This is a genomic window from Streptomyces sp. NPDC001515 (assembly GCF_053597115.1).
Map to the genome: position 1 here is coordinate 17,881 of NZ_JBSFHN010000049.1, position 17,657 is coordinate 35,537.

Below are 17,657 nucleotides of genomic sequence, written 5' to 3' on the forward strand. Positions count from 1 at the left end.
CGCGTCCATGGGACTTTTTCCTGCGAGCAAATTTTCTATCGTTGAAAATTCTTCGTGCACGACTGTTGTTTTGCGTTTGACGCTGTGACTCAATGTTCGATCATGTGCTGTGCCTCACAGGATCGAGGCACTACGGCTCTCTCGACAGGACGACGCCTTGAGACGACAAATGCCCTGTTCCCGTGCGGTGTTGAGGACGGTGGCGTGTGCTGCCGCGCTCCTCATACCCGTCGGTGCGACCCTGGTTCCCGCCGCCGCGGCCACCCCGGTCGGTGCCGTCCCGGCCGCGTTCGCCGCGTCCGACCCGGCCACCACCGTCCATGGTCTGAAGGGCGAGTACTACAGCATGTCCGCGCCGGGCGCGCGGGACTTCGCCCAGCTCGGCGGGGTCGCTCTCGAACCGAACATCAACTTCCCCGGCCTCACGGGAACGTTCCAGTCGACCACCGGCCGGACCGAGAACACCACCGCCCGCTGGACCGGCTTCCTCACCGCCCCCGAGGACGGCGACTACACCTTCTCCGCCAGCGGCGACAACGGCTTCCGCCTGTTCATCGACGGCAAGGCCGTCATCGACCACTGGCAGCCGGACTGGGACAACGAGCAGACCAGCGAGCCGATAACGCTCAAGGCCGGCGAGCCGCACGCGTTCAAGCTGGAGATGTTCCAGGACACCGGCGGCGCGAACATGTTCCTGCGCTGGTCCAGCGCGAAGCTGGCCAAGCAGTTCGTCCCGGAGTCCGCCTTCACCCCGCCCGCCGACTTCGAGGTCTACCCCGTCGGGCTGAGCATCGCGGACAACGGCACGGAACTGCACGCCGTCTTCGACGACGAGGTCAGCGACTACGGGTCCCTGAAGGACCACCTCACCGTCGAGGCCGACACCACCCCGATGCCCGTCACGTCCGTCACCCGGGCCCGGGGCGGCAGGGAACTCGTCGTCAAGCTGGGCGCGGCGGTCCTCAAGGACCAGCGCGTCAAGATCGCGTACGACGGCGAGGCCGGCCTGAAGGCGGGCGGCGAGACCGTCCCCGCGATCAACCGCACGGCCACCAACAAGTCGACGCACCGCCTCACCACCCAGTGGGGCGACAAGGTCGACCCCGAGCACCCGCTGCCCGAGTACCCCCGCCCGCAGCAGGTGCGTGACCGCTGGCAGAACCTCAATGGCCCGTGGGAGTTCGCCGGTGCCGAGGCGGGCGAGAAGCCGGTCTTCGGCAAGAAGCTCGACGAGCGCATCACCGTGCCGTACCCGGTCGAATCGCAGCTCTCCGGTCTCGAACGCCACGAAGACCACATGTTCTACCGCAAGCTCGTCACCGTCCCGAAGAACTGGGCCGTCAAGGCCGACAAGGGCAACCGGCTGAAGCTCAACTTCGGCGCCGTCGACTACGAGGCGACGGTCTGGGTCAACGGCACGCGGGTCGCCGAGCACACCGGCGGCTACACCGCCTTCAGCGCCGACATCACCGACGCGGTCAAGGGCAGCGGCCCGCAGGAAATCGTTGTCGCGGTCACCGACACCACCGGACCCGACCAGCCCACCGGCAAGCAGTCCGCCAACCCCGGCGGCATCTTCTACACCGCGTCCTCCGGCATCTGGCAGACCGTCTGGATGGAGCCCGTCGCCCCGGCGGCCATCGACTCCCTGACCACGACCCCGGACATCGGCACGGGCCGCCTCGCCCTGAAGGCGAACTCCGAGGACGCCTCGACGTCCGCCCGGGTCACGGCCGTCGCCCGCGACAAGAAGGGCAAGGTCGTCGGCACGGTCACCGGACCGGCCAACAGGGAGCTGAGCCTGCCCGTCGCCAAGCAGCACCTGTGGACCCCGGACGACCCCTACCTGTACGACCTGGAGGTCACCCTCAAGGACGGCCGGTCCAAGGACACCGTCGACAGCTACTTCGGCATGCGCTCCGTCGGCATCGCCGACGTCGGCGGCTACCGGAAGATCGTCCTCAACGGGAAGCCGTTCTTCTCGCTCGCCCAGCTCGACCAGGGCTTCTACCCGGACGGACTGAACACCGCGCCCAGCGACGACGCGCTGGTCTTCGACCTGAAGGCGCAGAAGGACCTCGGCTTCAACTCCGTGCGCAAGCACATCAAGGTCGAGCCCGCCCGCTGGTACTACCACGCCGACCGGCTCGGTCTGTTCGTCTGGCAGGACTTCGTCTCCGGCAACCTCACCAACGACAAGGGCCACCATGCCTTCGTCGACCAGGGCGCCGAGATGATGGAGCAGCTGCACAACTACCCCTCGATCGGCTCCTGGATCGTCTTCAACGAAGGCTGGGGCGAGTGGGACCGCACCGAGACCGGCAGGATCACCGAGAAGGTCCGGGCGGCCGACCCCTCCCGCATCGTCAACGCCCACAGCGGTGTCAACTGCTGCAACTCCAAGGGTGACTCGGGCAAGGGCGACATCATCGACCACCACGACTACAACAACACCGACCCGGCCTTCCCGGACGCGAACCGGGCCGCGATGGACGGCGAGCACGGCGGCTTCACCCTGCGGATGCCCGGCCACATGTGGCCCGGCGCCCCGACCGTGATCTACAGCGGCGTCGCCGACAAGGCCGCGCTCACCGCCACGTACGTCGAGAACACCCGTAAGTACTACCTGGAGGCGGCCGGCGCCGAACTCTCCGGCTCCATCTACACCCAGGTGACCGACCTGGAGAACGAGCTCAACGGCCTCTGGACGTACGACCGCCGCGAGATCAAGGTCGACGCCGCCCAGGTCCGGAAGATCAACCGCGAGGTCATCGCCGCCGGCGCCGCCGCCGGCAGCCGTACCCCGGTCAAGGGCGGCGGCTCCTGGTCGCTGGACGAGAACAAGGGCACCACGGCCGCCGACGCCGGACCGAACCACAAGGACCTCACCCTCTCCGGGGGCACGTCCTGGACCACCGGCGTGCACGGCTCGGCGCTGAGGTTCGACGGCGACGGCCAGTACGCCGAGACCGACGGCCCGGTCGTCGACACGACCGGCGACTACACCGTCTCCGCCTGGGCGTCCCTGGACGCGCTCCCCGGAAACTACGCCACCGTCGTCAGCCAGGACGGCCGACGCCAGGAGAACCCCTTCTACCTCCAGTACGGCCAGGGCGCGTTCGCCTTCTCCACGCCCGGTGCCCACCGTGCCCGCGCCGAGATGACGCCGCAGCTCGGCCGGTGGTACCACCTGGTCGGCGTCCGCAGCGGCCACGAGATCAAGCTGTACGTGGACGGCACCCTCGTCTCCACCGCCCCCGCCGGATCGGCCGACGTCAGCAGCGGAGCCCTGTCCGTGGGCCGCGCCAAGTGGTCGGGGAACAACACCGACTTCTGGAACGGTTCCGTGGACCAGGTCCAGGTGTTCGACAAGGCGCTCACCGATCAGGAGGTGACCGCCCTGCACGACGGCGGGAAGGCGTAACACCCCGGGTGCCGCACCCCGGCGTGCGGCACCCGCCCCTCAGAACCGCTCCCGGCGGCGCGGCACGAGCCCGCGCCGCCGGGAGCCTCCTGCTGCCCGGCGGACGGGAACGGTCGGACAGGCCCTACGCCCCGCTGCTCTCGCGGACCAGCAGCCGGTGCGGGACCATGATCCGGCGCGCCGGCAGATCCGCCAGCCGGCCGAGCACCCGCTCGCTCAGGCACTGCACCGCCCGCTCGGCGATCTGCGCCAGGTCGGGGGAGACCGTCGTCAGCGAAGGGGTGGAGAACCGTCCGTCCTCGATGTCGTCGAAGCCCACCAGCGCCAGCTCCTCCGGCACCCGCACGCCCCGCTCGCCGCAGGCCCGCAGCGCCCCGAGCGCCAGCTCGTCGCTGAAGCAGAACACCGCGTCCGGGCGCTCCGGCAGGAGCAGCAGCTCCCGCAGCGCCCGTGCCCCCTCCTCGCGGTGCAGATCCGCCACCTCCATCTCGGCCACCGCGTCCAGCCCGGCCTCCGCGAGCGCCAGCCGGAACCCCTCGGCCCGCAGCTCCGCGGTGCCGTGCCCGAGCGCGGACTGGAGGCCGATCGCGGCGACGCGCCGGCGGCCGGCCGCCACCAGGTGCCGGGCGGCGTCCCGGGCCGCCGCCACGTTGTCCAGCGCCACATGGTCGATGGACCCGTGCGGATCCAGCTCGCCGAGGACCACGAGCGGCAACCCGCCCGCCAGCGAGGCGAGTTCGGCCGGGGGCGTGGACCACGGGCTGATGATCATCCCGTCCACCTGATGGCCCTCGGAGCCGTCCAGCAGCCGCCGCTCCAGCTCCGCGCGGCCCCCGGTGCGCTCCAGGAGCACCGTCCAGCCGCGCTCCTGGGCCGCGTCGATGAGGAGACCCGCGAGCGCCCCGAAGTAGGGGGAGTGGATCTCGGGGACGACCACGCCGATGAGGCCCGTGCGGCCCTGGCGGAGGTTGCGGGCGGCGAGGTTCGGCCGGTAGCCCAGCTCCTCCACCGCGGCCAGCACCCGGGCCCGGGTCGCCGGGGCCACGGCGGCCGCGTTGCTCACCACGTTGGAGACGGTCCTGACGGACACGCCCGCCCGTGCGGCGACGTCCTTGAGTCTCGCTGCCACGTCCGGTGCTCCCGCTCTCTGCCGGGGGCGGAGGGCCCGCGCCCGTGCGCAGTGACCGTAACAGGTGGTGCGAGGTTCCCCCGTGCACCCTCTTGCCACGTTGCTTGCAACGTTGCAATATGAGGGTGCTCCCAGCGAAGGAAGGACCACACCATGCAGCAGGCCGTCACCACCACCGCCCCGTTCCCGCCCGCCGAGGACGCGGTGCGCGATCTGTACGGGCCCGGGATCACCGCGTGCCGGGGAGCCTTCGCCCCGGATTGGGCGGACCGGATGCGCGAGGACATCGACGCCGCCTTCGCCGAGGCGCGCGGCCGGGAGGGCGGCGCGGTCGGCCGCGGTCCGCACCGCTACTACGTGGAGATCCACCCCGAGCAGTTGCGGGGCTTCGTGGACCTCGTCGACCACCCCTGGGTGCGCGCGGTCAGCGAGGCCGTCCTCGGCCCCGACTACCGGATCGTGGAACTGGGCTTCGACGTGCCGCTCGCCGGGGCGGTCAACCAGCCCTGGCACCGCGACTTCCCGATGCCCGAGGAGACCCGCCGCGAGCGCCGGCTCACCTCGCTGGCGTTCAACCTCACCGCCGTGGACACGCGCGAGGACATGGGTCCGTTCGAGATCGCCCCCGGCACCCAGTGGGACGACGGCGCCCGTTTCGGGCACGCCATGTTCCCGCGCCGCGAGGACTACCCGCGCTACGAGGCCCTGGCCGAGCGCAAGTTCCCGCGGCGCGGCGACATCTCGGCGCGCTCGGCCCTGACGATCCACCGGGGCACGGCCAACCGGTCGGCCGACCCCCGCCCGGTCCTGGTCCTCGGCGTGGACGCCCCGGGCGCGGGCAACGACGGTCACCACGACATGGCGGTCACCCGCGGCTTCTGGGAGTCGCTGCCCGAGCGGGTCCGGGCGCACCTGGGCTGCCCGGTGGTCGACGCGCTCGCGCCCATTGTCCAGAAGCACACCATCGAGGGTCTGGTCATGGGGGACGCCTGAGGGGACCGGGCGAGCTGCCGGAGGCGGTCGGCGGTGCCGCCGTCGTCGAGCCGGACGACAGCGGCACCGCTGTCCGTGGGGCGGTGCGTGACAGCGTTGTCGTGCAACGTGGGACATATGTGTGCCCGCGGTATGACAACACGGCTTCGGGCGGCTGTCCAGGGGTGCGGCGGCAGGTGCGACGCGGTCGCCGCGGAGGGCTCCGACTCATTTTGGAAACGGGGCGACGCCACTCTTGCCGCCCGCGCCGCGGCGCATATATAACGTTGTAAACCGAGCCGCCGAGAGGCCGCGAAGGCTCTCACGACCACAGTTCTCCCAGGTGGGAACCGTGTGGCCGTACAGGGGCCGTGAGGAACGCAGTCGTCGCTGCCGCACCCCCGCGGCAGCGGACGCACCGTCCAGCCATGCCCGACCGCACGCACATCGGCGTGCCGTCATCCCGCCAAGGAGCTCCCGCGCATGATGATCCAGCGCCGAACCCGTACCCTCGCCGTGGCCTGCCTCCTCGCCGCCACCGCCACGCTGGCCGCCTCCGGCTGCTCCAAGTCGGAGACCTCGGACACCGCCGACGCCGGCAGCAGCCAGGGCGCGCAGGCGGCCAAGACCCCCGAGTCCACCTCCGGTTCGGGCTGCACGCTCCAGACCTACGGCGCCCCGAAGCTGGACCTGAAGGACGCGGTGGTCGGCTTCTCCCAGTCGGAGAAGGAGGCCAACCCCTTCCGTATCGCCGAGACCCGGTCCATCAAGGACGAGGCGAAGAAGGTCGGCGTCAAGAAGCTGCTCACCACCAACGCCCAGTCCCAGCTGTCCAAGCAGATCAGCGACATCCAGGACATGCTGGCGCAGGGCGCCCAGTTCCTCATCGTGGCCCCGCTCAACTCCGACGGCCTGGAGCCCGCGCTCAAGGCCGCCGCGGCCAAGAAGGTCCCGGTCCTCACCATCGACCGCAAGCTCAACTCCACGGCCTGCAAGGACTATGTGGCCTTCCTCGGCTCCGACTTCGTGGAGCAGGGCAAGCGGGCCGCCGACGCGATGATCAAGACCACCGGCGGCAAGGGCAAGGTCGCCATCCTCCTCGGTGCCTCCGGCAACAACGTCACCACCGACCGCACCAAGGGCTTCGTCGACCAGCTCAAGGCCAAGGCGCCCGGCCTGGAGATCGTCGCCCAGCAGACCGGCGAGTTCGCCCGCGACAAGGGCCAGCAGGTCATGGAGCAGCTCATCCAGTCCAAGCCCGACATCACCGCCGTCTACGCGGAGAACGACGAGATGGGCCTCGGTGCCGTCACGGCCCTGAAGGCCGCCGGCAAGAAGCCCGGCAAGGACGTCAAGATCGTCTCCGTCGACGGCACCCGCAACGCCGTCCAGGCCCTGGTCAACGGCGAGTACAACGCCGTCATCGAGTCCAACCCGCGCTTCGGCCCGCTGGCCTTCGCGACCGCCCAGAAGTTCTACGGCGGCGAGGCGATCCCGGAGAACGTCATCATCACCGACCGCGCCTACGACGAGTCGAACGCCGAGGCCTCGCTCGGCGGCGCGTTCTGACCGAGACCGGCCCCCACGGCCCGTACCGCCGGCGGACCGCCCGGCGTCCGGCGCCGGCCGCGTAACGAACCGTACGCGGCCGGCCCCCGGCCCCGCCGGCACCACCGCACGGCGGACCCGGGCCCCCACTTCTGGAAGAGCGGAAGGCCAAGAACAGCCATGGCACCACCCGAAGCAGTACCGCAGCCGGCCGCCGGCACCAAGGAGTCACCCGCGCCGGCGGCCGCCGCGCCCGAGGACCCCGCGACGGCCGCACCGGTCCTCGAAGCCCGCGGGGTGAGCAAGCGCTTCCCGGGCGTCGTCGCCCTGGACGGCGTCACCTTCACCCTGCGCGCCGGCGAGACGCACGCGCTCGTGGGCGAGAACGGCGCCGGCAAGTCCACCCTGATCAAGGTACTGACCGGCGTCTACCGCCCCGACGACGGCGAACTCCGACTGGCCGGGGACCCCGTCGCCTTCGCCCGCCCCTTCGAGGCGCAGCAGGCCGGCATCTCCACGATCTACCAGGAGGTGAACCTCGTCCCGCTGATGAGCGTGGCGCGGAACATCTTCCTGGGCCGCGAACCCAAGAACCGCTTCGGCCTGATCGACTTCGCGCGGATGCACCGCGAGACGACCGGCCTGCTCGACGGCTTCGGCGTGCGCGTCGACCCCCGGCGCCCCCTGCACACCCTGGGCATCGGCACCCAGCAGATGGTCGCCCTCGCCCGCGCCGTCTCCGTCAACGCGCAGGTCGTCATCATGGACGAACCCACCTCCTCGCTGGAACCGCGCGAGGTCGAGACCCTGTTCCGGGTCATCGAGGACCTGCGCTCGCGCGGCATCGCCGTCGTCTACGTCAGCCACCGCATGGACGAGCTGTACCGGATCTGCGACCGCGTCACCGTGCTCCGCGACGGCAAGCACATTCACACCGGCGATCTCGCCGACCTCGACCGGATGCGCCTGGTCTCGATGATGCTCGGCCGCGACATGGCCGAGGTCCGCCGCTCCGGCGTCACCAGCTTCGGCGCCGAGGGTCACGACGCCTCCCGCACCCCCGTGCTCACCGCGACCGGCCTGACCCGAGGCCACCAGCTCCACGACATCTCCCTCTCGCTGTACGGGGGAGAGGTGCTCGGCCTCGGCGGGCTCCTCGGCTCCGGCCGCAGCGAGACCGCCAAGGCGCTCGCCGGCGCGCTGGCCCTGGACTCCGGCGAACTGAGCATCGGCGGACGCACCCTGCGCCGGCTCACCTCCGCCGGGGCCATCCGGGCCGGCATCAGCCTGCTGCCCGAGGACCGCAAGGCCGAGGGCATCGTCCCCGGACTCTCCGTCCGCGAGAACATCGTGCTCGCCGCGATGCCCCGGCTCTCCCGCGCCGGGATCGTCTCCCGCGCCAGGCAGGACCGCATCGTCGACATCTTCATGAAGCGGCTGCGCATCAAGGCCGCGAGCCCCGAGCAGAAGGTCGGCGAACTCTCCGGCGGCAACCAGCAGAAGGTCCTGCTGGCCCGCTGGCTCTGCCTGGAACCCAAGGTGCTGCTCCTGGACGAACCCACCCGGGGCATCGACGTCGGCGCCAAGGCCGAGGTCCAGAGCCTCATCGACGAACTCGCCGGCGAAGGGCTCGCCGTGCTGCTCATCTCCTCGGACATCGAGGAACTCATCGAGGGCGCCGACCGCATCGTCGTCCTGCGCGGCGGCGCGGTCGCCGGTGAACTCTCCGGCGACGAGGTGGCCGAGAGCCATCTGCTCGAAGTACTCGCCGACCACGCGCCGGCCGCGAAGGAGGACCCCCGATGACCCAGGCCGCACTGACCACCCCCGCCGCCGGCCCGCTGGCCCGGCTGCGCGACCCCGCCTGGTACCAGGAGTACGGCGTCTACCTCGCCGTCGCGGTCGTCCTTTTCTTCAACGCCCTGTTCACCGAGCACTTCATGACGGTGGACAACCTGCGCACCCAGCTCGTCCAGGTCGCCCCGATCGTCATCGTCGCCCTGGGCATGGCGCTCGTCATCGGCACCGAGGGCGTCGACCTCTCCGTCGGCTCCACCATGGCCCTGGCCGCGGCCCTGCTCCCGCTGTACCTCGGATACGGGCTGGTGCCCGCGCTCCTCGTGGCACTGCTGGCCGGCGCCGTGGTCGGGGCGGTCAACGGCAGCCTCGTCTCGCTGGTCGGGCTGCAACCGATCGTCGCCACCCTCGCCCTGTTCGTCGGCGGCCGGGGACTGGCCCTCGTCATGGCGGACGGCCAGCTCAAGCAGATCGTCAACCCCGACCTGCTCTCGCTCGGCACCGGCTCCGTCCTCGGCATCCCGACCGTCGTGCTCATCGCCGGCGTCCTCGCCCTGGCCGTGGCCTTCCTCGTCACCCGCACCACCTTCGGCCGCCAGATCGTCGCCATCGGCGGCAACCGCTCCGCGGCCGCCCTGGCGGGACTGCCGGTGCGCCGGGTGCTCATCGGGGTGTACATGCTCTGCGGGGTCCTCGCGGCCCTGGCCGGCATCCTCGCCACCGCCCGGCTCACCGCCAGCGACCCCTCGTCGCTCGGCACCCTCATGGAACTCTCCGCCATCACGGCGGTCGTGGTCGGCGGCACCCCGCTCAACGGCGGATCGATCCGCATCCTCGGCACCGTCGCCGGAGCCCTGCTGATGCAGCTGCTGCGCGCCACCCTCGTCAAGCACGACCTGCCCGACTCCACCGCACAGATCGCCCAGGCGGCCATCATCATCGCCGCCGTCTACGTCGCCCGGGAGCGTCGGTCCCGATGAACGAAATCTCCTCCGCCCCCGTGGCCCAGGCCCCCGCGCCGCGCACGGCACCGCCCCCGTCCGGCAGCGCCCCCCGCCCCACGGGCGGGCAGCGCGTCGCCGAACTCCTCCAGCGCCAGGGCGTCCTGGCCGTCCTGCTCGTCGTCGTGATCGTCGCGTCCTTCGTCTACCCGACGTTCGGCACCCTGGACAACGCCCGCGGCGTGACCGTCCAGGCCGCGTTCCCCGCCGTCGTCGCCCTCGGCATGACCCTGGTCATCATCACCGGCGGCATCGATCTCTCGGTCGGCTCGGTCTTCGCCCTCGGCGGGGTCCTCGCCGCCTGGGCCTCGCAATACGGCTTCCTGGCCGCGCTGTTCCTGCCGCTCGTGGTGTGCGGGGCGATCGGACTCCTCAACGGATTCCTCGTGGCACGGGCCGGCATGGCCCCGTTCATCGTCACCCTCGCCACCCTCCTCGGGGCGCGCGGACTGCTCCTCGCGCTCACCGACGAGGGCGCCACCACCTATCTGGTGCCCAAGGACTCCGCCTTCGCGGAGCTGGGACAGGGCAGCGTCTGGGGCTTCGGCTACCCGATCCTCGTCGCCCTCGCGCTGTTCGGCGCCGGCGGACTGCTGCTCCAGCGCACCTCGTTCGGGCAGACCCTCTTCGCCGTCGGCGGCAGCAACGACGCCGCGCTGCTCATGGGCCTGCCGGTCGCCCGGACCAAGATGCTCGTCTACACCCTGAGCGGGCTGCTGGCCGGGCTCGCCGGCGCCCTCAACGCGGCCCGGCTCTCCTCCGGCGTCACCATCGTCGGCGTGGGCATGGAACTCGACGCCATCTCCGCCGTCGTCATCGGCGGCACCCTCCTCATCGGCGGCGCCGGCTCGATCAGCGGAACGCTCTGGGGCGTCCTGCTCCTCGCGGTCATCCAGAACCTGATCAACCAGATCGGCTCGCTGAACTCCTCGTACCAGTCGGTCGTCAGCGGCGGGTTCCTTATCGTTGTCGTCGTGGCCCAGCGCTATCTGTCGCGCAGCCGCAGAACCACCTGAAGCCGGTGCCGGGGCCCGCGCGCCCCGGCACCTCCGGAGCAGAACCGGCGGAGCCGGTCCCCCCGCGCGTCACCGCGCGACGAATCGATCCAGGGAGTGCCGTGGGCGTCAGCCTCAAGGACGTTGCACAACGGGCGGGCGTGTCCATCAAGACCGTGTCGAACGTGGTGAACAACTACCAGCACGTCACACCGAAGATGCGGGCGAAGGTCCAGCAGGCCATCGACGAGCTGGGCTACCGGCCGAACCTCACCGCACGCCATCTGCGCAAGGGCCGCACGGGCATCATCGCCCTCGCCGTCCCCGAGTTCGGCAACCCCTACTTCGCGGAACTGGCCGGCGCCGTCGTGGACGCCGCCGCCCGGCACGACTACACCGTGCTGGTCGACCACACCGGCGGACTGCGCGAGAAGGAACTCCTGGTCAGCCAGGGCTTCCGATCCCACGTGATCGACGGTCTGATCCTCAGCCCCATCCATCTGGAGACCGAGGACCTGATGGCACGCACCGAGACCGCGCCCCTGGTGCTGCTCGGTGAACGGGAGTACGAGGCCCCGTACGACCACATCGCCATCGACAACGTGGCCGCCGCCCGCGAGGCCGTCGCCCACCTCGTCGCCCTCGGCCACCGCAGGATCGCCTTCCTCGGCTCCCGCACCGGCCGCGAACGCCAGCCGGCCCATCTGCGGCTGCGCGGCTGGCGCGAGGAGCTGGCCGCCTCGGGCATCGGGGCCGACGAATCGCTGGTCGTCGTCACCGACGGCTACGGCCGCGAGGACGGCGCCGTCGGCATGGCCGCCCTCCTGGACCGGGGCGAGCGGCCCGACGCCGTGTTCGCGTACAACGACCTCATCGCCATCGGCGCCATGCGGACCCTGTCCGAACGGGGGCTGCGCGTCCCCGAGGACGTGGCCGTCGTCGGGTTCGACGACATCGAGGAGAGCCTCTACGGCGTCACCACGCTCACCACGGTCGCCCCCGACAAGGAGGCCATCGCCCGGCTCGCCGTCGACAGCCTGGTCGAACGCCTCTCCGGCGAGTCCGTGCCCGAACCGCGGCGGCCCCGCCCCGGATACCGTCTGGTGGTCCGCGAGTCCACCGTTCCCCGGCCGGCCGCCGGCGCGTAGCGCGCGGCGCCGGATCCGCCCCCACGCGGGGGCCGGGCGCGTGTCCCCGGGGAGTGCCCCGCCGTTCCGCGGCAGGGCACGGCCCGGCCCCGCCCGGCCGCCCCGCCCCGTCCCAAGGAAGCACATGCCCCGCCCCACCGCGACACGCACACCCTTCGGCGCCCACGGGCCCGTGCCCGTCGACCTCTGGACGCTCGACTCCGGCACCGGAGTCAGGGCCGAGGTCCTCACCTACGGCGGCATCCTGCACCGCCTCACCGTGCCCGACACCCGGGGAACACCCGCCTCGGTGGTCCGCTCCCTGGAATCGCTCGACGCCTACACGGGCGAGAACCCCTTCGTCGGCGCCCTCATCGGCCGTTTCGCCAACCGCATCGCCCACGGCCGCTTCACCCTCGACGGCACGGCCCACCAGGTGCCGCCCACCGACCGGGGCCACGCCCTCCACGGCGGCCCCGAGGGCTTCCACACCCGCGTCTGGCAGGCGGAGGGCGAGGCCGACGACGAGGCAGCCGTCCTCCGGCTCACCCTGCACAGCCCCGACGGCGACATGGGTTTCCCCGGCGCGCTCGACGTGACGGTGACGTACACCCTCGACACGGCCGGCACCCTCGCCCTCGACTACACCGCGACGTCGGACCGTGCCACGGTCGTCAACCTCACCCACCACGCGTACTTCGACCTCACCGACCGGGGCGACGTCCTCGGACACGCCCTCCAGGTCGACGCCGCGCACTACCTCCCGGTCGACGGCGAGGGCATCCCGGAGGGACCCCCCGCCCCGGTCGCGGGCACCCCCTTCGACCTCACCGCCCCGCAGATCCTCGCCGAGCGCGTCGCCGACCCCCACCCCCAGGTCCGCCGGGCCGGCGGCTTCGACCACTGCTGGGTGCTCGACGCCCCCGCCACCCCCGGCGCACTGCGCCGCGCGGCCCGTCTCACCGCCCCGGACGCCGTCCGGACCATGGAGGTGTGGACCACCGAACCGGGCATCCAGGTGTACACGGCCAACCAGCTCGACGGGACCCTGACCGCGCCGGGCGGCGGCCGCCACACCCGGCACGGCGCCGTCTGCCTGGAGACCCAGCACCTGCCCGACTCGCCCAACCGGCCGGACCAGCCCACCACGGTGCTGCGTCCGGACGAGGTCTTCACCAGCCGCACCGAACTGCGCTTCCCGCACCTGGGAACGGCACCGGACCGCACCGGCAGCCTGGCCGACCGCCTGCCCGCGCACCGCCCCGAGGAGTGATCCGGACCACCCGGCCCGCGGGAATGCCGGAAGCGGGGGCGCTGTTGCGCGGTTCATGACCTTCTTCGTGGATGTGACCGTACGGGGCTACGAACTCGATACCCAGGGCCACCTCAACCAGGCCGTCTACCTCCAGTACGCCGAGCACGCGCGCTGGGAACTGCTGCGGGCGGCCGGGCTCCCCCAGGAGAAGCTGCTGGCCGACGGAGTGGGACCGGTCGCGCTCGAAGTCACCGTGAAGTTCCGCCGCGAACTGCGCGGCGGCGAACGGGTCCGGGTGTCCTGCCGTTTCGACTACGGGGAGGGCAAGACCTTCACGGTCGCGCAGCAGATCCTCAAGGAGGACGGCACGGTCGCCGCCGAGATCACCGGTGTGGCGGGCATCCTCGACCTGACGACCCGGCGGCTGATCCCCGACCCGGCGGACCGGCTGGCCTCGCTCGCCAAGGAGCCGGAGCTGCTGCGCGGCTGACGGGGCCTCAGCGGACCTTGCGGCCCGCCGCCAGTGAGGCCACGGCCTTCTCCAGGCGGGCCGCCCGGACCTCGGGCGTCGTCGCCGTCATCAGCCGCAGCAGCACCAGATAACGGTCCGACCTGCTCAGACCCTCGAAGAACGCGCGCGCCGCCTCGTCGGCCGCGAGCGCGGCGGTGAGGTCGTCCGGCACGGTGGCCCGGCTCTGCGAGGGGTACGCGGCGGCCCACCGCCCGTCCGCGCGGGCCGCCTCCACCTCCGCGAGCCCCGCGGCCCGCATCCGGCCCTCCGCCGTCAGCGTCGCGACCTTCTCCACGTTGATCAGCGACCACGGGCTGCGGCGACGCCTGGGGGTGATCCGCTGGAGGTAGTACACCGCGTCCAGGGACTTGCGCTGTCCGTCGATCCAGCCGAAGCAGAGCGCCGTGTCGATCACCTCCGACGCGGTCACCGACGCCACCCCGGACCCCCGCTTGGCGATCTTCAGCCAGAGTCCGTCCCGGCTGTCGTGGTGCTCCTCCAGCCACGCCTCCAGCGCGGCGGGCCCCGAGAAGGGGCGTGCCTGCTCCACCGTGTCCGTCATGGGTCCGCGCCTCCTGGGGGCCGGGGCGGGTGCCCGGCCGCAGAACCACAGTAGGCAGGCTTCAGGACAGTTCCTGTCCTATACGGCGCCCCTTCGTTCTCCTACGACGCACCTCGTACTATGGGAGGCCGGACCGAGCGACGATGCGGAGCGAGACGTGACCCCTGCCAGCGCCACCGACCCGGTGGCCGCCGCCCGCGCGCTGGCCCACCCCGCACGGGACGAGATCAGGGTGGAGTCGGTCCTGCACGCCCTCGCCGACCCGGTCCGGCTGCGCATCGTCCGCGAACTGGCCGCCGCCGACAGCGAACTGACCTGCTCCCGGTTCGACCTGCCGGTGACGAAGTCCACCACCACGCACCATTTCCGGGTGCTCCGCGAGAGCGGGATCGTCCAGCAGATCTACCGGGGCACGGCCAAGATGAACGGGCTGCGGCGCGAGGACCTCGACGCGCTCTTCCCCGGCCTGCTGGACGCGGTCCTCGAAGCCGCCGACCGCCAGGCGGCCCGCCTCGGCGAGGACTGAACCGCTTCCTGCGGCCGGGACCCGGCGGGCGGTCCGCCGCGCCTCCGGGGGCCTCGCCGGGCGCGGGCTGTCCGGCGAGGGTTACGCCTCGTCGCCCCGGGCGGCGCTCAGCAGCCCCGGCCAGTCCGGGATCTTCACCGGCCCTCTGCCCAGCGAACGCCCGAGAGCCGCTTCCGCCCGCTCGATGGACTGCCAGCCGCCCCACTCCACGGGGCGCAGAGCCCAGGACCGCAGCACCGCCAGGGGGTCCGGGGCGGCCGGGCGGCGCGCGAGGAGCGGCGCGTCCTCGATCAGCGAGGCGACGGTCTCCTTCGCGCAGGACCGGTTCGACCCGATGACCCCGGTCGGCCCCCGCTTGATCCACCCCGCGACGTACTCCCCGGGCGACGCCACGCCGTTCCTGAGCACCCGCCCGGCCCGGTGCGGCACGGTCCCGTGCACCGGATCGAAGGGCATCCCGGGAAGCGGCACGCCCCGGTAGCCGACCGCCCGCAGGACCAGCTCCGCGGCGATGTCCTCGTACGCTCCGGTGTCGCGGATACCGCCCTCGCCGTCCGGCACGGTCCGGGCGAACCGCACGCCGGCCACCCGGCCGCCGCGTTCCAGCACCTCGACCGGGCGCAGGAAGAACCGCAACGCGATCCGGCGGGCCCGGTCATCCCCGGCGGGCGAGGCCCCGGCCGCCCATCCGCGCAGCACGTCGAGATTGCGCCGCACCACCGCGGGCGGCGGCGGGGAGCCCGGTGCCGGAGCGGCGTACCAGGGGTCCAGGGCCAGCTCCGCCGGATCGACGACCACACGGGCACCGGGCAGCGCCCCCAGTTCCCGCAGCTCCTTCGTGGTGAACCGGGCCTGCGAGGGTCCGCGCCGCCCGGCCATGACCACCCGGCGCACCCGGCTGCCCGCCAGCACGCCCAGTGCGGGCTGCGGCACGTCCGTGGGCCGCAGTTCGTCCGCGCCCCGGGCCAGGATCCGGGCCACGTCGACCGCCACGTTCCCCATCCCGATCACGACGACCGTACGGGCCCGCAGCCCGAAGCGCTCCGTGGCCGTGTCCGGGTGGGCGCTGTACCAGGAGACGAACTCCGTGGCCGAACGGCTGCCCGGCAGTTCCTCGCCGGGAATCCCGAGCGGACGGTCCGTCGCGGCCCCCACGCAGTACACGACCGCGTGGTACAGCCCGGCCAGCCGCCCGGGCTCCACCCCGCCCGCGCCCACCGGCACGTTCCCGACGAACGTCACCCGCTCGTGCTCCAGCACCGACCGCAGACCCCGCTGAAGCGACTTGATCTTCTCGTGGTCGGGCGCCACGCCGTACCGCACCAGTCCGTACGGACACGGCAGCCGGTCCAGCACATCGACCCGCACCCCCGGCACCAGGTCCTGCCCCACCAGGGCCTGCGCGGTGTAGATCCCGCTGGGGCCGGAGCCGACGACGGCGACACGGAGCACGGCACACCTCTTTCCCGAGGGTCCCTCCAGCATCGCACCCGGACAGCGCTCAAGGGGAGAGCGCTGCTCCTACAAGGCGGATGTCGGTGTCCACGGGGCCGTCACGCTGCGGAGCTTGCCGGACCCCGGTGGACGGAGACATCTCGGTCGCCCGGACGGACCGGACGTGAGAGCCTCGCGCCCGTGGCGACGGAAACCGAGGTGGGAGAACTCTTGCACCGGCGCGGCCGGCGGACGGCGTTCACGGTCGCCGACAGGGTGAGCGCGTGGGCGGCGCTGGTGAGCGCCATCGAGCGCGGCTACGGCGACGACATCGACGAGTACACCAACGACCTCTTCTGCCGAAACTGGCTTCACGAGGCGTGGCTGCTCCTGGACGAACACGTGGTCCAGCTCTGGACCCCGAGGATCAAAGCCCTGGACGACCGGTACAAGGCCGCGACCGTCGACGACGACGGCCAGGCACTGGGCCGGTTCCACCGACTGCCCGGCCCCGACCTGTGGTGGTGGCGGCGCCACCCCCGCGTCCTCACCGGAGACCTCGGGCGTTCGCTTCACTCGGCCGGTGCCGTCGGCACCGGCCGTTGAGGGGCGAGCGCGGGACGACGCCCGGCCGGACGGAGCCCGTCACGGGGACAGGGCGCGCATCCGGCCGATCTCGCTGGTCTGCTGGGCGACGACATCGTCGGCCATCTCCTCGACCTGCACGTTGTTGCCCTGGGAGAGCACCTCGGTGGCCATGGTGACGGCGCCCTGGTGGTGGGTGATCATCAGGTCCAGGAAGAGCCGGTCGAAGGCCGCGCCCTTCGCCGCGCGCAGTTCCTCCAGCTGGGCGGCGGTGGCCATGCCGGGCATGGCCGCGTGGTCGTCGTGACCGGCGGCCTTCTCGTCCTTGCCGTGGCGGGAGAGCCAGCCCTCCATCGCGCCGATCTCCGGCCGCTGGGCGGCGGTGATGCGCGCGGCGAGGCGTTTGACGGAGGACGAGCGGGCGCGGGAGGGGACGAGCGCGGTCATCTCCAGGGCCTGGGTGTGGTGCAGGATCATGCGCCGCACGTAGCGCACGTCGGCCGTGTTGGGGGAGTCGACCGCGGCCTCCTTGGCGGCCTGCGAGGGCGAGAGGGTCCGCGCGGGCTCGCCGGGCCGGCCCGGAGCGACGACCGAACCGGCCCCGTGGGCCCGGGTGTCCGCCTCGTCGCCACCGCCGTCCGCGTCGCACCCCGCGGAAAGGAGCAGGGCGGCCACGACCGCCGCGACGACGCGTACGCGCGGCGCGGTGCTCCGACGACGTATCAACAAAGCGACCTCCAGAGACGGTTGGGTGGTTGCGCTCTGTCCTAACACGTCTACGCGCAGCGTCG

General features: G+C 72.1%; 15 protein-coding genes. 11 read left to right on the plus strand and 4 right to left on the minus strand.

The window, feature by feature from the left end:
* Window positions 1-169 precede the first annotated feature (169 nt).
* Window positions 170-3,424 carry a LamG-like jellyroll fold domain-containing protein gene (locus ACWCXC_RS34395; protein ID WP_450891536.1) on the plus strand — a complete coding sequence of 1,085 codons (3,255 nt, stop codon included), beginning with the start codon at window positions 170-172 and terminating at the stop codon, window positions 3,422-3,424.
* A gap of 124 nt (window positions 3,425-3,548) precedes the next feature.
* On the opposite strand, the gene ACWCXC_RS34400 is transcribed toward ACWCXC_RS34395, so the two are convergent.
* Window positions 3,549-4,553, minus strand: coding sequence for a LacI family DNA-binding transcriptional regulator (locus ACWCXC_RS34400; protein WP_450891537.1), 1,005 nt, complete (start codon window positions 4,551-4,553; stop codon window positions 3,549-3,551).
* A gap of 153 nt (window positions 4,554-4,706) precedes the next feature.
* On the opposite strand from ACWCXC_RS34400, the gene ACWCXC_RS34405 reads away from it, so the two are divergent.
* The 8 genes from ACWCXC_RS34405 (at window position 4,707) to ACWCXC_RS34440 (ending at window position 13,738) form a co-directional block, all read left to right on the plus strand.
* Entirely contained in the window at window positions 4,707-5,546 is an 840-nt protein-coding gene (locus ACWCXC_RS34405; RefSeq protein ID WP_450891538.1) for a phytanoyl-CoA dioxygenase family protein, read from the plus strand.
* A gap of 462 nt (window positions 5,547-6,008) precedes the next feature.
* Window positions 6,009-7,094 carry an ABC transporter substrate-binding protein gene (locus tag ACWCXC_RS34410; RefSeq protein ID WP_450891539.1) on the plus strand — a complete coding sequence of 362 codons (1,086 nt, stop codon included), beginning with the start codon at window positions 6,009-6,011 and terminating at the stop codon, window positions 7,092-7,094.
* 159 nt (window positions 7,095-7,253) lie between these two features.
* Window positions 7,254-8,879, plus strand: a complete 1,626-nt coding sequence (locus ACWCXC_RS34415) for a sugar ABC transporter ATP-binding protein (protein WP_450683537.1) — start codon at window positions 7,254-7,256, stop codon at window positions 8,877-8,879.
* Window positions 8,876-9,850, plus strand: a complete 975-nt coding sequence (locus ACWCXC_RS34420) for an ABC transporter permease (protein ID WP_450891540.1) — start codon at window positions 8,876-8,878, stop codon at window positions 9,848-9,850. Before ACWCXC_RS34415 ends, ACWCXC_RS34420 begins: the two co-directional genes overlap by 4 nt.
* On the plus strand, window positions 9,847-10,887 hold the full coding sequence (locus ACWCXC_RS34425) for an ABC transporter permease (RefSeq protein WP_450683539.1): 1,041 nt from the start codon (window positions 9,847-9,849) through the stop codon (window positions 10,885-10,887). Before ACWCXC_RS34420 ends, ACWCXC_RS34425 begins: the two co-directional genes overlap by 4 nt.
* 101 nt (window positions 10,888-10,988) lie before the next feature.
* Window positions 10,989-12,014 carry a LacI family DNA-binding transcriptional regulator gene (locus ACWCXC_RS34430; RefSeq protein ID WP_450683540.1) on the plus strand — a complete coding sequence of 342 codons (1,026 nt, stop codon included), beginning with the start codon at window positions 10,989-10,991 and terminating at the stop codon, window positions 12,012-12,014.
* Window positions 12,015-12,138: 124 nt separating this feature from the next.
* Window positions 12,139-13,266: an aldose epimerase family protein gene (locus ACWCXC_RS34435; protein WP_450683541.1), complete on the plus strand. Its 1,128-nt coding sequence runs from the start codon at window positions 12,139-12,141 to the stop codon at window positions 13,264-13,266.
* Between the two features lie 55 nt (window positions 13,267-13,321).
* A complete protein-coding gene (locus tag ACWCXC_RS34440; protein ID WP_450683542.1) occupies window positions 13,322-13,738 on the plus strand; it encodes an acyl-CoA thioesterase in 417 nt (138 codons plus the stop codon).
* 7 nt (window positions 13,739-13,745) lie between these two features.
* Here ACWCXC_RS34440 and ACWCXC_RS34445 read toward each other — a convergent pair whose 3' ends face one another.
* The gene (locus tag ACWCXC_RS34445) at window positions 13,746-14,321 is read right to left on the minus strand and encodes a YdeI/OmpD-associated family protein (RefSeq protein WP_450683543.1); all 576 of its coding nucleotides are present in this window, start codon (window positions 14,319-14,321) and stop codon (window positions 13,746-13,748) included.
* A gap of 157 nt (window positions 14,322-14,478) precedes the next feature.
* Here ACWCXC_RS34445 and ACWCXC_RS34450 point away from each other — a divergent pair, with 157 nt between their 5' ends.
* On the plus strand, window positions 14,479-14,847 hold the full coding sequence (locus ACWCXC_RS34450) for an ArsR/SmtB family transcription factor (RefSeq protein WP_450683544.1): 369 nt from the start codon (window positions 14,479-14,481) through the stop codon (window positions 14,845-14,847).
* A gap of 81 nt (window positions 14,848-14,928) precedes the next feature.
* On the opposite strand, the gene ACWCXC_RS34455 is transcribed toward ACWCXC_RS34450, so the two are convergent.
* Window positions 14,929-16,299 carry an FAD-dependent oxidoreductase gene (locus tag ACWCXC_RS34455; protein ID WP_450891541.1) on the minus strand — a complete coding sequence of 457 codons (1,371 nt, stop codon included), beginning with the start codon at window positions 16,297-16,299 and terminating at the stop codon, window positions 14,929-14,931.
* 183 nt (window positions 16,300-16,482) lie between these two features.
* Between ACWCXC_RS34455 and ACWCXC_RS34460 the strand changes: the two genes are divergently transcribed.
* A complete protein-coding gene (locus ACWCXC_RS34460; protein ID WP_450683546.1) occupies window positions 16,483-16,887 on the plus strand; it encodes a hypothetical protein in 405 nt (134 codons plus the stop codon).
* Between the two features lie 39 nt (window positions 16,888-16,926).
* Here the strand turns inward: ACWCXC_RS34460 and ACWCXC_RS34465 are convergent, their stop codons facing one another.
* On the minus strand, window positions 16,927-17,595 hold the full coding sequence (locus ACWCXC_RS34465) for a DUF305 domain-containing protein (RefSeq protein WP_450683547.1): 669 nt from the start codon (window positions 17,593-17,595) through the stop codon (window positions 16,927-16,929).
* Window positions 17,596-17,657 lie beyond the last annotated feature (62 nt).